Annotated in this window: 14 protein-coding genes and 1 tRNA gene; 14 read left to right on the top strand and 1 reads right to left on the bottom strand. The window is 51.1% G+C overall.

Going from position 1 to position 14,581, the window contains the following annotated elements; translation table 11 throughout:
- Positions 1–320 precede the first annotated feature (320 nt).
- The 11 genes from ftsH to ACI77B_RS02415 all read left to right on the top strand — a co-directional run bounded on the left by ftsH (position 321) and on the right by ACI77B_RS02415 (position 11,714).
- Positions 321–2,324: an ATP-dependent zinc metalloprotease FtsH gene (ftsH, locus tag ACI77B_RS02465; protein WP_409337214.1), complete on the top strand. Its 2,004-nt coding sequence runs from the start codon at positions 321–323 to the stop codon at positions 2,322–2,324.
- 238 nt (positions 2,325–2,562) lie between these two features.
- Positions 2,563–3,408 (top strand): energy-coupling factor transporter ATPase, encoded by an 846-nt coding sequence (locus ACI77B_RS02460; protein ID WP_409337213.1) that lies wholly within the window; start codon positions 2,563–2,565, stop codon positions 3,406–3,408.
- The gene (locus ACI77B_RS02455) at positions 3,393–4,259 is read left to right on the top strand and encodes an energy-coupling factor transporter ATPase (protein WP_409337212.1); all 867 of its coding nucleotides are present in this window, start codon (positions 3,393–3,395) and stop codon (positions 4,257–4,259) included. The genes ACI77B_RS02460 and ACI77B_RS02455 overlap by 16 nt, the downstream gene beginning before the upstream one ends.
- Positions 4,253–5,065 carry an energy-coupling factor transporter transmembrane component T family protein gene (locus tag ACI77B_RS02450; protein ID WP_409337211.1) on the top strand — a complete coding sequence of 271 codons (813 nt, stop codon included), beginning with the start codon at positions 4,253–4,255 and terminating at the stop codon, positions 5,063–5,065. Before ACI77B_RS02455 ends, ACI77B_RS02450 begins: the two co-directional genes overlap by 7 nt.
- Before the next feature lie 8 nt (positions 5,066–5,073).
- A complete protein-coding gene (gene trmB / locus ACI77B_RS02445) occupies positions 5,074–5,799 on the top strand; it encodes a tRNA (guanosine(46)-N7)-methyltransferase TrmB (protein WP_409337210.1) in 726 nt (241 codons plus the stop codon).
- Positions 5,800–5,867: 68 nt separating this feature from the next.
- The gene (locus tag ACI77B_RS02440) at positions 5,868–7,109 is read left to right on the top strand and encodes a pyridoxal phosphate-dependent aminotransferase (RefSeq protein ID WP_409337209.1); all 1,242 of its coding nucleotides are present in this window, start codon (positions 5,868–5,870) and stop codon (positions 7,107–7,109) included.
- Between the two features lie 98 nt (positions 7,110–7,207).
- Positions 7,208–7,281: transfer RNA gene (locus ACI77B_RS02435), tRNA-Gly, on the top strand.
- Positions 7,282–7,474: 193 nt separating this feature from the next.
- Positions 7,475–8,305 carry an exodeoxyribonuclease III gene (locus ACI77B_RS02430; RefSeq protein ID WP_409337208.1) on the top strand — a complete coding sequence of 277 codons (831 nt, stop codon included), beginning with the start codon at positions 7,475–7,477 and terminating at the stop codon, positions 8,303–8,305.
- Positions 8,306–8,316: 11 nt separating this feature from the next.
- Entirely contained in the window at positions 8,317–9,180 is an 864-nt protein-coding gene (locus ACI77B_RS02425) for a metallophosphoesterase (RefSeq protein ID WP_409337207.1), read from the top strand.
- A 180-nt stretch (positions 9,181–9,360) separates the two neighbouring features.
- Positions 9,361–9,891 carry a YdbC family protein gene (locus ACI77B_RS02420; RefSeq protein ID WP_409337206.1) on the top strand — a complete coding sequence of 177 codons (531 nt, stop codon included), beginning with the start codon at positions 9,361–9,363 and terminating at the stop codon, positions 9,889–9,891.
- Positions 9,892–10,046: 155 nt separating this feature from the next.
- A complete protein-coding gene (locus tag ACI77B_RS02415; protein WP_409337205.1) occupies positions 10,047–11,714 on the top strand; it encodes a nucleoside kinase in 1,668 nt (555 codons plus the stop codon).
- A 125-nt stretch (positions 11,715–11,839) separates the two neighbouring features.
- On the opposite strand, the gene ACI77B_RS02410 is transcribed toward ACI77B_RS02415, so the two are convergent.
- A complete protein-coding gene (locus ACI77B_RS02410) occupies positions 11,840–12,217 on the bottom strand; it encodes a desulfoferrodoxin family protein (RefSeq protein WP_409337204.1) in 378 nt (125 codons plus the stop codon).
- A 244-nt stretch (positions 12,218–12,461) separates the two neighbouring features.
- Here ACI77B_RS02410 and ACI77B_RS02405 point away from each other — a divergent pair, with 244 nt between their 5' ends.
- The 3 genes from ACI77B_RS02405 to rpsJ all read left to right on the top strand — a co-directional run bounded on the left by ACI77B_RS02405 (position 12,462) and on the right by rpsJ (position 14,542).
- Positions 12,462–12,887, top strand: a complete 426-nt coding sequence (locus ACI77B_RS02405; RefSeq protein ID WP_409337203.1) for a Fur family transcriptional regulator — start codon at positions 12,462–12,464, stop codon at positions 12,885–12,887.
- Positions 12,888–13,001: 114 nt separating this feature from the next.
- Complete coding sequence (gene rbr, locus ACI77B_RS02400) at positions 13,002–13,541, top strand: rubrerythrin (RefSeq protein ID WP_409337202.1); 540 nt, start codon at positions 13,002–13,004, stop codon at positions 13,539–13,541.
- A 689-nt stretch (positions 13,542–14,230) separates the two neighbouring features.
- Positions 14,231–14,542: a 30S ribosomal protein S10 gene (gene rpsJ / locus ACI77B_RS02395; RefSeq protein ID WP_409337201.1), complete on the top strand. Its 312-nt coding sequence runs from the start codon at positions 14,231–14,233 to the stop codon at positions 14,540–14,542.
- Positions 14,543–14,581 lie beyond the last annotated feature (39 nt).

The following is a 14,581-nucleotide window of genomic DNA, read 5'->3' as shown; positions in this document are numbered from 1 at the left end:
TCTATTGCCTCTGCGGAAGGCGCCAGCGACAGAGGATTTCCATATGTACGCCCGACGCTCACATCCGGCGTTCTGGTGCTGTGAATGGTGTATTCTGATATGTGCCGGCGAGGGAAAAGGCATCCAGAATATCTTCCTGACACATCTACGCAGAACTGACTCAAAAGCTTCACACAGTTTTCGGACACGGCCAGTTTTAGGATATGTTACAATGTGTAGAAATAAATTGCATGAACGTAAAAGGAGTAAGCATAATGTATTTATTTACTGCTGCTCTGTAACATTGCATACGTTATTGTGCAGAAAGAGGAAAAAAAGAGATGAAAGAGGTAAAAAATCCGAGACGGCCGATGATCTTATACTATCTGATCATCCTGGTCATCATCGTTCTGTTCAACTGGCTGCTGATGCCGTCGCTTCAGCAGAGTCAGGTGAAAAAGGTGAACTACAGCACCTTTATGAAGTATACAGAGCAGAAGAAGATCGCGACCGTCCAGGTCAGGGAAAATGATATTCTGTTTACGCTGAAAAGCAGCGCATCGGATGGAAGTGGAAATACGGTGACGTATAAAACGGGCCGCATGCCGGACGAGAATCTGACCGAACGTCTGTATAAGTCCGGAGCACAGTTTACATCCAATCTGCAGCAGAACAGCACCACATCATCGATATTGAGCGGTATTCTGGGCTTTGTTGTGCCGCTGATCCTGTTTATCTGGATCGGAAACTGGCTGTCGAAGAAGATGGTGGAAAAGGCCGGAGGTGCCAATTCCATGATGTTTGGCATGGGAAAGAGCAATGCCAAGCTATATGTTCAATCGACGGAGGGCATTCACTTCAGTGATGTCGCAGGTGAAGATGAGGCAAAGGAAAATCTGGAGGAAATCGTAGAGTACCTGCATGACCCAAAAAAATACACCGCAATCGGAGCGACAATGCCGAAAGGCGTTCTGCTGGTAGGCCCTCCGGGAACTGGTAAAACCATGCTTGCCAAGGCCGTAGCCGGTGAGGCGAATGTACCGTTCTTCTCCATTTCCGGTTCCGAGTTCGTAGAGATGTTTGTCGGCATGGGCGCGTCCAAGGTGCGTGATCTGTTCAAGCAGGCGAAAGAAAAGGCGCCGTGCATCGTATTCATCGACGAGATCGATGCCATCGGAAAGAAGCGTGACAATCAGCTGTCCACCAATGATGAGCGTGAGCAGACCCTGAACCAGCTGCTGACCGAGATGGACGGATTTGATAATAACAGTGGCGTCATGATTCTGGCGGCCACCAACCGTCCGGAAATTCTGGACCCGGCACTGCTGCGTCCGGGCCGTTTCGACCGCCGTGTACCGGTTGAACTGCCGGATCTGAAGGGCCGTGAGGAAATCCTGAAAGTCCATGCCCGCAAGGTGAACATGGGCAGGGATGTCAACTTCAACACGATTGCCAGAATGGCTTCCGGAGCATCCGGAGCAGAACTGGCGAACATCGTCAATGAGGCTGCGCTGAGAGCTGTCCGCATGGGCCGGAACATCGTCCATGAGGAAGATATGGAAGAGAGCATCGAGGTTGTCATCGCCGGCTACCAGAGAAAGAACGCGATCCTTTCTGCAGAAGAAAAGAAGATCGTCGCTTACCACGAGATCGGCCACGCCATGGTTGCTGCGCTGCAGAATCACTCTGAGCCGGTGCAGAAGATCACCATCGTTCCGAGAACATCCGGAGCTCTGGGATATACCATGCAGGTGGATGAGGGACAAAAAAATCTCCTGTCCAAGGAAGAACTCCTGAACCGCATTGCAACGCTGACTGGCGGCCGTGCGGCCGAGGAGACCGTATTCGGTTCGATTACAACCGGCGCATCCAATGATATCGAGCAGGCCACCAAACTCGCCCGGGCGATGATCACCCGTTACGGAATGAGCGACGAGTTCGACATGGTCGCTATGGAGCACCAGACTAACCAGTACCTGGGCGGCGATTCCGAGCTGACGTGCTCGCCGGAGACGCAGAAGGAAATCGACTCCAAGGTTGTAGAACTGGTCAGACAGCAGCATGAAAAGGCGATTAAGCTGCTGAAAGATAATCGTTCCAAACTGGATGAACTGGCTCAGTATCTGTATGAGAAGGAGACCATTACCGGCGAACAGTTCATGGAAATCCTTCACCAGCCTCCTAAATACCGTCTGGCAACAAACGGTGCGCAGCTGGACGAGTCTGAGACACCGAAAGAGCAGGAAACACAGGTACAGTCTGCTCCGCAGAATAATGGTGCGGAAGGTATTCAGAAGGAAGCGCCGCAGGATGCTGCGGACGGAACGCAGGACTCGAGCCTTTAGCAGCAGATTGTCCAGTGTTAAAGGTGGTATGCTGTAAGCTGCCGGAATGCTGACGGAACAGCATAGAACAGGATACAGTGACATAAAATGAACGGGACTGCGGCTGCAGTCCCGTTTTTCGCAGTTGTCCAGTATCTCTATTCGCAGTATAATATATGCAGTCTGTCTGTTCAAAGAAAACAGGCGGTGAACAGACATGCAGACAGAATAGAGAAAAAGGCTCCGGAGAGGTGGCAGAATGAAAGACATCATTCAGATTGAGCATCTGACTTTTGACTATGTCAGGGAAAATGAAGAAGGCAGGGAAATTGTCCATGCGATTAAGGATGTTTCGCTGAATATCGAAGAGGGTTCGTTTACTGCGATTATTGGCAGAAACGGTTCCGGAAAATCCACTCTGGCAAAAAACCTGAACGGTCTTCTGCTTCCGACCAGTGGAAAGATTCTGGTCAACGGATGGGATACGGCAGATGAATCTCACATCTGGGATATCCGTCAGACGGCCGGCATGGTTTTCCAGAATCCGGATAATCAGCTGGTTGCGTCGATTGTGGAAGACGATGTGGCCTTCGGTCCGGAAAACTTAGGTGTTCCGCCGGAGGAAATCAGAAGCCGTGTCGATCAGGTGCTGAAGTCGGTGGATATGTATTCCTTCAGAACCAAGGCGCCGCATCTTCTGTCCGGCGGGCAGAAACAGAGAGTGGCCATTGCCGGCGTTCTGGCTATGCAGCCGAGATGCATCATTTTCGATGAGCCGACGGCTATGCTTGATCCACAGGGCCGGGAGGAAGTCATGGCGATTATCCGCCGGCTGCATGAAGAGGGGAAAACCGTCATCCTCATCACACATTTCATGGATGAAGCCGCCCAGGCAGACCGGATCGTCATTATGGATGACGGGAAGATCCTGGCGGACGGAAGTCCGGGAGAAGTGTTTACGGATGAAAAGACGCTGCGCCGCATCCGTCTGGATGTGCCGCTGGCCGTTGATATGGCGCATAAACTCAGAGAGCGCGGAATTGACGTTCCGCATGACATCATTACCCAAGAGAAACTGGTAGAATTCATATGTCAATACAAGTAAGAAATCTTTCATATATTTACAACGCCGGAATGCCGGACGAGCAGAAAGCGCTGGATAATGTCAGTTTTGAAGTTTACGATGGGCAGATTGCCGCAGTGATCGGACATACCGGATCCGGAAAGTCCACACTGGTGCAGCATCTGAACGGACTGCTGAAACCGACAGAAGGCACGATTATTGTCGGGGATACGGATATTACAGAATCCGGCATAGCCATGCGTGAAATCCGTCAGAGAGTCGGCCTGGTTTTTCAGTATCCGGAGTACCAGCTGTTTGAAGAGACGGTATCTGCGGATGTCGCCTTTGGCCCGAAAAATCTGGGACTCAGCGAGTCGGAGATTAAGGAGCGGGTCAGAGAGGCACTGGATCTGGTAGGTCTGAATGTCGATGAAATCGGGGAACGCTCACCGTTTGAGCTTTCCGGAGGACAGAAAAGAAGAGTTGCGATTGCCGGAATTATCGCCATGCGGCCGCAGGTGCTCATTCTTGATGAGCCGACAGCAGGCCTGGACCCGGGTGCACACAGAGAGATCATCCGGATGATCCAGAAAATCCATCAGAGAGAAGAAAATATCGTTATTTTTGTCTCGCATAACATGGATGATGTAGCCGCGCTGAGTGACAAGGTTCTGGTCATGGACAGAGGTCAGCTGATGATGTCCGGAACACCGTCGGAAATTTTCCGGCAGAGAGACCGCCTTGCTGATGCCGGACTGGATCTTCCGTCTGCAGCCAGACTGATGCTGCAGCTGAGGACAGCGGGCTGCGAGGTGCCGGTGGATGCCCTGACCAGGGACGACGCGGCCGATGAACTCGCAGAGTATTTACAGGAAAAGAGTAGAAAATGCTGAGAGATATTACATTAGGACAGTATTATCCGGTCCAGTCGCCGATTCACCGCCTGGATCCGAGAGTAAAGATAACCGCGACGCTGCTCTTTATCGTCGAGCTGTTTATCGTCAACAATTTTATCGGATTTGCCATCTGTGCGGGAGTGCTGGCGGCCTGTGTCATCGTATCCAGAGTTCCGCTCGGCTTCATCATGCGCGGACTGAAGCCGATCATTCTGATTCTCCTGTTCACCTTCCTGCTGAACATCTTCATGGTAGACGGCCGGGTGATCTGGACGATCGGGCCGCTGAAAGTCACCATGGAAGGCGTGATCACCGCAGTATTCATGGCAATCCGCCTGATTCTGCTGATTATCGGCTCGTCTCTGCTGACGCTGACCACGACGCCGATCCGGCTGACCGACGGAATTGAACGGCTGCTGAGCCCGTTTGAACGCATCGGACTGCCGGCCCATGACATTGCGATGATGATGTCTATTGCGCTGAGATTTATCCCGACCCTGCTGGATGAGACCGATAAGATCATGAAGGCACAGCAGGCGAGGGGTGCTGACTTTGAGTCCGGAAACATTGTACGCAGAGCCAAGTCTCTGGTGCCGATCCTGATTCCGCTGTTCGTCAGCGCATTCCGCATCGCGCAGGATCTGGCCATGGCCATGGAGTCCCGCTGCTACAGAGGCGGCAAAGGAAGAACGCGCCTGCACGAGATGCGCTTTCACAAGGCGGATGTCATCAGCATGATTCTGCTGCTTGCATTTCTGGCCGTTGTTATCGTTGAGCGGATTCTGGTTCCGTCAGATATTTAAGAGGAAATATGAGACAGAGACATATCAAGAACTTGGATGAGAGACTGAAAGAATATGAACGCCAGCTGATTTCCAATCCGCTGGAACAGAAAGGCTGCTGGAGGGATGCATTCCGGGAGCCTCTCTTTCATAAGGAAAGAAAACCGCTGAGCGGAGAAGAGCTGAAGTCCCGCCCGCTCTACGCGGAAGTCGGCTGCGGGAAGGGTCAGTTCATTACCAGACTGTCTGCCCTGCATCCGGAGAATCTGTATCTGGCCATCGAGGGTCAGGGAAGTGTCGGTTTCTACGCACTGCGGAAAGCGAAAGCGGCAGAATGTGAAAATGTCCGCTTCATTCTGCAGTACGTTCACGATGCCAGGGATTTTTTCGAAAAAGGTGAGATCGACGGCCTGTATCTGAATTTCAGTGACCCGTGGCCGAAGCCGCGTCATGAAAAACGCCGCCTGACCAGCCCGCGGATGCTCGGGGAGTTTGCCAGTGTGGTAAAACCGGGCGGCTTTATAGAATTTAAAACCGATAATGATGATTTATTCGCATATTCGGAAGAACAATTCAAGGCTAATCCCTTGATGAGCGTGGACTTTTTGTCCCACGATCTTCATAAGGACCTGCCAGAAGACCAGATTGTGACGACAGAGTATGAAGATAAATTCAGCGCGCGGGGGAAAAACATACATTTCATTCGCGTAAGAATCCTGGACCCACTTGAAAGTGAAGGCGGCTCCGCGTTATAATCGGAACAAACAGGGCCTGTATGGCCCGGGACAATTACTACTGCAGACATCACAAAAGGAGGCATTTCATGTCAGAGTATATCTTGGCACAGGAGAATGGCAGAACCATTCCAACAGAGGATACGATTTTCGCAGTCAGCGGAAGAGCAAACGCAATGATTGCGGAAAAAGGAAAGGATAAGGTCTGCAACGCAACCGTCGGCATGCTGCTGGACGATCAGGGCGAGCTGCTCGTACTGTCTTCCGTAGACAAGGTATTCCATGAACTGACTCCTGAGGAATATGCACCGTACGCACCGATCGGCGGCACACCGGGATTCCGCAAGGCGGTTATCCAGGCTGCACTGAAGAACTACCAGCCGAAGGGTTACGTCAGAGCCGTTGCCAGCCCTGGAGGGACAGGCTCCATCCGTCTGGCAGTCGGAAACTACACACAGCGCGGAGACAAGATCCTGGTTGCAGACTGGCACTGGGGTCCTTACGGAAAGATCGCCGATGAGCTCGGAAGAGGAACCGCGACCTTCCGCCTCTTCGACAAGGCCGGAAAATTCAACACAGAAGACTTCAAGGCTGTCGTTGAAGAACTGCTGAAGAAGCAGGATTCCCTCCTGATGATCCTGAACACACCGGCGCAGAACCCGACCGGATACTGCATGACCGATGAAGAGTGGAAAGAGGTAATTGGTATTCTGTCCTCACAGCCGAAGGAGAAGAAGATTGCCCTGCTCGTCGACACCGCATACATTGATTTTGCCGGCGACGAGGACAAGGCGCGCTCCTTCCTGCCGTTCCTGGAAGAGCTGCCGGAGAACGTCAAGCCAATGCTGGCATTCAGCCTTTCCAAGACATTTACCCTTTACGGAATGCGCTGCGGAGCACTGATTGGATTCAGCAAGACAGAGGAAGAAGCAGAGGAGTTCGTACGCGTCTGCGAGTTCTCCGCAAGAGCAAGCTGGTCCAACAGCCCGAGAGTCGGCCAGAGCATCATCGAGAGAATTTTTGCGGACAAAAACCTCCTGGGCAAGGTAACTGCCGAGCGCGCGGAAATCCGCGACATGCTGCTGGCAAGAGGCCGCGCGTTTGAAGAAGCGGCAAAGGAAGCCGGTCTTCCGATCATGCCGTTCGACGGCGGATTCTTTGCCGTTATTCCTTGCGATGACCCGAAGTCCTTGGGAAGAGAAATGGAGAAGGAAGGCATCTTTATCATTCCGTTCGGAGACGGACTGCGTGTTTCCCTGGCTGCCATTCCAATCGATCAGTGCCGCATGATTCCGGCAAAGGTAAAGGCTGTCATGGATGCACAGCGTTAATTACGGCGTGCATATAATTTTCTTGATGCAGTCATGAATTGATAGTATAATGAATACTGTTGACGGGAGAGCGGGAGGCTCCTCCGTCAGCAGCTTCTGCGGGTGTAGTTTAATGGCAAAATACGAGCTTCCCAAGCTCGGGTCGGGAGTTCGATTCTCCTCACCCGCTCCATTATTCAGATGCCCCGGAAACAGGGCAGGACGGGACGGACAGCGTCTCATATTTGCATGGCTGAAAAATACTCCTCTTTAGATCAGGATGGTCTGAAGAGGAGTATTTTCGTTAGAAGGACTAGTCTCTTCACTGCATTCAAGGGTATAATGAATGATGCCTGTGAATTACGACATAAGGAGGAAACAGTAATATGCTGAAATTCATATCATGGAATATAGATTCGCTGAACGCTGCGCTGACATCGGACTCGGCGCGGGCCGTTCTGTCTCGGGATGTACTGCAGACGATCAGCAGTGAGAAGCCGGATGTCTTTGCGATTCAGGAGACCAAGCTCTCTGTGAAGGGACCGACAAAGAAGCACCTGGAAATCCTGGAAGAATATTTCCCGGCTTATCAGATTGAGTGGGTCAGTTCCCAGCCGCCTGCCCGGAAAGGATACGCCGGCACGATGATTCTCTATCGTGAGGGGCTCCATGCTGAGAGAACTGTGCCGGAAATCGGTGCGCCGGATACGATGGACCAGGAAGGACGTCTGCTGACACTGGACTTTGGCGGCTTCTGGTTCGTGAACGTCTATACCCCGAATGCGGGCGGCGAGCTTCAGCGGCTGCCGGACCGGCAGAAATGGGATGCCTGCTACGCAGATTATCTAAGCCGTCTGGATCAGGAGAAGCCGGTCATCGCCTGCGGCGATTTCAACGTCGCCCATGAGGAGATCGACCTTGCCCATCCAGAGAATAATCATATGTCCGCAGGCTTCACAGATGAAGAGCGGGCCGGTTTCACGAATCTGCTTGCGAAAGGCTTTACCGACAGCTTTCGTTTCCTGCATGGTCCGGTGAAGGGAGCTTATTCCTGGTGGGCGCAGCGCGTACGGACCAGTAAAATTAACAACTCCGGCTGGAGAATCGACTATTTCCTGGTCAGTGACCGTATCCGGGAGAAGCTGCTGAAGTCCGAAATGGTGGATTCTGGTGCGCGGCAGGACCATGCGCCGATTCTGCTCGAAGTGGACCTGTAGGAGAATAAACGATGAATCGAATCCTAAAAAAATGCAATAAGACGATTGTGACATCGAAACATACGTATTACACGAGCCGCGGAAAGTGCGGAGATATGTTTACCATTGTGCAGGTTTCTGACCTGCAGAGTGAGTATTTCGGCGAGAAACAGAAGGATCTTCTGGACGCGGTATCGGCATGCGGACCGGACATGATCGTGATCACGGGGGATCTGGTGGACCGGAGCCATACGGACTTTCTGGCGGCGGAGCGGGCTGTGAACGGCTTTTTGAAACTGGCGCCGGTGTATTACGTGAACGGAAACCATGAAGCAGATCTCGTGGGTGATGAGGCAGCAGATCTGTATAAATCGCTGGAGAAGCGCGGCGTGCATGTGCTGATGGACCGGAATGAGATCGCGGAATTCGGCGGAATCAGGGTGAATATCGCAGGACTTTCCGAGTACACGATGTTTCAGGCCAGAAGGCAGCGCGCAGGGAGCGGGCACCGCACCAGAAAACACGGCTTTGCCATTCCGAAGGTTGTGCGCCAGATCCGTGAGGCATTCGGCGACCGGAAAGCCTACCGCGGGGAAGAGGCCGGCGCCCTCAGAATTCTGCTGGCCCACGAACCGCAGTATCTCCGCTATTATTCAGCCGGACATCCAGAACTGATCTTCTCCGGGCACGCTCACGGCGGGCAGTTCTGCCTTCCGGGAGGACGCGGACTGTTCGCGCCGGACCAGGGAATCCTGCCGGCACTTACCAGCGGCTGCCACCGTTTTGGGACATCCACCATGTACATCAGCAGGGGGCTCGGCAACAGTTCCTTCCCCCTCCGGCTGAACAATCCGCCAGAGATTTTGTGCGTGCAGGTCGTTGGAACTGCTGACTGATCGCCGAATGACGATAGACGTTATGATGCGCAGTTTGGGAAAAGAGTGACTCCTTCCCGGCTGCGCTTTTTCATATAAATCCATTGACAGTATTTAACAGAATTGGTACGATATGGGCATATCATTTCGGCGTTAGTAAATTGCGACAAAATAAAATGAGAAAGGGGATAAACCGAGAACATGAGAAATTATAATGAAAAGACGGATTTTTCTTTCGACATCAGAGAGAGACTGGGCGTCATCACAGAAAAGAACAACGGATGGAAAAAGGAGCTGAACATTGTCTGCTGGAACGGACGGGAACCGGCAAAATTTGATATCCGAGACTGGTCGCAGGATCATTCTCATATGGGACGAGGGGCGACTCTGTATCAGGAAGAAATGCAGACACTGGTGGATCTGTATCAGCGCTATGAAGAAGCTATGCGTGAATCTGACGCTGCAGAGCGCTGCCGGAAGCAGGAGGAAATGCGTAATTCCCTGCCAGAGGAAGACCATTACAGACCTGAATCTGTGCAGAATGATGCAGCTTCTGCAGAAGTCCAGAGAGAAGAATACCAGAAACAGGCAGCTGCGCAGAATACTCCTGCCCAGGAAGAGCATTGCGGACCGGAAGAGAATCCGGATACCCTTCTGCCGGAAAATCCCGGGATGCTGCAGCAGACCAGCAGCCCGGAAGCTGCTGCTTTGCAGAGTCAGACGATCAGGTGATCATACGGAAATGGATACGTGATAAAAATATGAAATAATTATTTTATTGATCGATATTTTGCGGTCTGCGTTGTATTTCCCCTCTGATGTGGTATCATTGAATCGTAATGAGAGACATTTCCGACAATAGCCGGATTTCAAGAGGTGAGAATAGAATGAGAATCAGATTAAAAACAGAACCAAACGGGAAATATCAGAAAATTGATATTCAACGCGGAATGAGCATAGAAGAATTATATAAGCAGATGAAAGACCAGCTTCCGTATACGGTGCTGGGAGCGCGTGTGGACTGTAAATATGAGGGACTGCGCTTTCAGCTGGAGCATGAGTGCGATGTGGAACTGCTGGATATGCGGACCCAGGCTGCCTGTTATGTCTACCAGGACAGCCTGACCATGATTTTTATTACAGCTGCAAATGAAGTTCTGGACGGTGTTCAGGTGGAAGTCGCCAACTCACTGAATCAGGGCTTATATATTGAGCTGAAGGGAATCAGCCCGGTGCCGGAAGAAACGGTGGATAAGATCCGCAGCCGGATGCAGGAACTGATTGATCAGGATATTCCGTTTAAGAAGGAATTCAAGACAAGTGAAGAAATCAGCGAGATCATCGGCCGGCAGGGCTATATGAACAATACTGTCCGGCTGATGCATGAATTCAGCAGGGATTTCCGGCTGAAACTCTATACGCTGGATGGATATGCACAGTTTGCCTACGGCCTTATGGTTCCTTCCACCGGATATATTAAATGTTTTGAGCTGCGGGGATACCGGTACGGAGTTCTTCTCCGTTTTCCGAACAGCCATGAGCCTGACCGGATTCCGGAGTACCGCAACCAGCCGAAGCTGTATCAGGCCTTTGGCGAGCAGACGCGCTGGGATCGTCTGCTGGATGTTAATTACGTGGCTGATCTGAATGAACAGATCCGGGACGGGAAGGCCAATGACCTGATCCAGGTAGCAGAAGCGCTGCAGGAGAAGAAGATTGCGGAGATCGCCGACCAGATCCGGCAGCTGAGAAAGCGGATTATCCTGATCGCGGGTCCTTCTTCATCTGGAAAGACGACCTTTGCGAGACGGCTGAAGGTGCAGCTGAAGGTCAACGGCCTGGATGCGATCTGTCTGAGTACGGATGATTATTTCAAAGAGCGTGGCGAGACGCCGCTGGATGAGAACGGCGATCCGGATTATGAAGGATTCGGAGCGATCGACCGTGATCTGTTTACGCAGAATATGAATGATCTGCTGGAAGGAAAGGAAGTTGATCTTCCTGTATTTAACTTCCTGACGGGTCATAAGGAATACGGAAAACATATCACTTCTCTGCGCCCTGGTCAGCCGGTTGTCATTGAAGGCATTCACGGACTGAACGGAAAGCTGACAGAAGGCATTCCGGATGAAGAGAAATTCAAGATCTACATCAGCCCGCTGACGCAGCTGAATGTGGATGAGCACAACCGTGTGCCGACTACCGATGAGCGTCTGCTCAGAAGACTGGTGAGAGATTACCAGTTCCGCGGGCACAGTGCGTCGGAGACCATTCAGGAGTGGCCGAAAGTCCGTGCCGGTGAGGATGTGAATATCTTCCCGTACAGCAGTGAAGCGGATGTGCTGTTTAATTCCTATCTGGTTTATGAAATTGCCGTGCTGAAGAAGTACGCGGAACCGCTGCTGCGTTCTGTGCCGCTGGATGATCCGTCCTATGTGGAGGCGAGCAGGATGATGAAATTCCTGCATTTCTTTGAGACGATTCCGGATGATTCCGTGATTGTCAACAATTCTATTCTGCGTGAGTTTATCGGCGGCAGTATATTTGTCAGCTGATGAATAGAGAAAAAAGACCGTCTGCCGGGAAATCCCGGCGGGCGGTCTTTTTGACTGAGCAAGTATGATGATAAGATTTGTTAAAAACGTTTATATGCCGGAGTGAGCCGCCGGCTCTGCGTGGATTAAAGTTCTGTTTTCCAGAGTCCGTGCAGGGTGCAGTACTCGTAAACCGCTGCCGGCTTCTCTCCCGGAGCAGCGACGAACTCTGCTTCCGGCTTGTCGGACGGTGTCAGGTGTCTTACCTGCAGGCTTCCCTTGTCTGTCTCGAGCATGATCATCTGGATGTAATGTTCATCGGTCATCGGATGCTCTACGCTTCCGACCTTGACACATACGCGGTCTCCGTCAACGGTTACTGCCGGAACGTGCTTTTCCTGAGCGGCATCTACTGTATTTGGCTCGAGCAGTTCCATCGGCTTTCCGCAGCAGGACGGATTGCAGTGTCCCTTGTGTGCCATAAATACCATTGTTCCACAGCTGTTACATTTAAAAAGTTCCATGTTTGTTTTCCTCCTGTTGTATATTGGTTAAGTTTAAGTTAGTCGGATAGTTGTCTTTCCGGAACGGATGGTTTCTGGCTTTCCCCTGGGCGGGTGAGCTTTGTCCGTCCGGCATATATATTATATACCTGTATTTCTTGAAATTAAAAGTAAAAACAAAAATAAATATTTGCTGAAAACCGATTGACAAAACACCGGAGGAAGATTATTATAATGATAATCGTTATCAGAAAGGAGATAATAAGTGAGGTATTCAAAACAGCGGAGCCTGATTATGGATGTGCTGAGAAGTACCAAGACACATCCGACGGCCCAGTGGGTTTATGAACAGGCGAAACGAGAGATGCCTTCCATCGGTATTGCGACGGTGTACAGGAATCTGAATGCTCTTGCGGAGAACGGAGAGATACAGAAGATCATCTCGCCGGGAAATGTAGAGCATTATGACGCCGATACCAGTGATCACTGGCATATGGAGTGCATGGAATGCGGACGGATCATCGATCTGAAAGCGGAGCCGGAGCAGTTTGAAGAGCTTCATAAGATGATTGTGAAGACGTTCGGTATTCAGGACGAGAACGTGAGAATCGGAAAGACGCTTCTGCAGGGAACATGCAATGCCTGCCTGAGCAAGAAAGCCGGCGGTTCTGGTAATGAACAGATGCACTGATACGCGGTACAGCGGAAAACCGCCGGAAGGTCCGGCGGGAGCATCCTTGCAGAATTAATTTTGTCACATTTAAACTTTATAATCTAAAATAATGAACTGACGGAGGAAATGAAAATGAAGAAGGATCTTAAGGGAACAAAAACACTGGAAAATCTGTGGACAGCATTCGCAGGCGAGTCTCAGGCAACAAATAAGTATCGTTACTACTCTTCCAAGGCGAAGAAGGAAGGATACGAGCAGATCGCTGCAATCTTCCAGGAGACGTCCGACAATGAGAAGGAGCATGCAAAGCTCTGGTTCAAGCTTGCGCAGGGAATCGGCACAACAGAGGAGAATCTGCTGGACGCTGCTGCCGGTGAGAACTACGAGTGGACAGATATGTATAAGAAGATGGCTGAAGAGGCGAGAGCTGAGGGATTCGATGACATCGCTGCAGCATTCGACGGCGTTGCTTCTGTAGAGGCTGAGCATGAGAAGAGATATCGCAAGCTGGCTGAGAACGTGAAGAACGGCGAAGTATTCGAGAAGAAGGAAAAGGTTCTGTGGCAGTGCAGAAACTGCGGATATCAGGTTGTTGCTGAAGAGGCACCGAAGGTATGCCCTGTATGCAAGCACCCGCAGGCATTCTTCCAGGTAAAGCCGGAGAACTATTAAACCCATGCTGCCCGCCGTGGAAATGCAGAAATTGGGGAGATGTTCCGCCAGGCAGGCGGAGTTCCGTGGGTGTACCGGGTGGTTTATGAAAACGTTTCCACAGAATAAAGAAATAGAACCAGACAGAAGCGGAGCCCTGCGGGGCTCCGTTTTTACGTGCATTTAACCCGGATTTTATCTCTGAACGGTACAATGAGAAAGGAAATACAGGAGAAAAATCTGCGGGGGCAGGAAATTGTGTATACACAACAGAAAAATGACAGAAAATGCTCAATTTCCAATGAAAACAGCCGTAAAAAGAGAGTAAAATAGGTACGCGTGGATACGTGTCAAAGAGACGGCGGCTGAAATGGTTATGATTACTTGAATTGGCAAAGCGGCGATCGAAAAAAATCCCGAAAAAAGATCAAAAATCCCTTGCATTTATCATGTACATCGTTTATACTGGAAAAGCTTGTATAAGGCGAAGATGCGGGAAGTTGCTGAGCTATCAGGTAATTTCCGCGGAGAATTGTCCCTGCCGGACAGGGGCGAAGGAGCTCGCCGGCTTTTCTTTTGTGCGTTTTTTCATGGAAACGCACATGAGCGTGTGCAAGGGATACAAGCGGAACGCACGTTGAAATGCAGGCGTTGGAGCCCCTCGTACGAGAATAGCGAAAACAGTACCAAAAAAGAAACAGGAGGAACACATGAGCGAATTACAGAAAATCAGAATCAGGCTGAAGGCTTATGATCACGCACTGCTGGATCAGAGCGCAGCCAAGATCGTCGAGACAGCAAAGAAGACCGGAGCTGAGGTTTCCGGACCGATTCCGCTGCCGACAGAGAAAGAGGTCGTAACAATCCTTCGTGCGGTTCATAAGTATAAGGACAGCAGAGAGCAGTTCGAGCAGAGAACCCACAAGAGACTGATCGACATAACCAATGCCACACTGCAGACAACAGACGCGCTGACAAAGCTTGATCTGCCGGCTGGAGTTGACATTGAGATCAAGCTGTAAGGGACACTCCCTTAGTATGGAGGCGTTCATGACCCGGAT

Source organism: Eubacterium sp. F2 (assembly GCF_046244355.1).
GTDB lineage: Bacteria > Bacillota > Clostridia > Peptostreptococcales > Anaerovoracaceae > Aminicella.
This window is presented reverse-complemented; position numbering and strand designations above follow the sequence as displayed.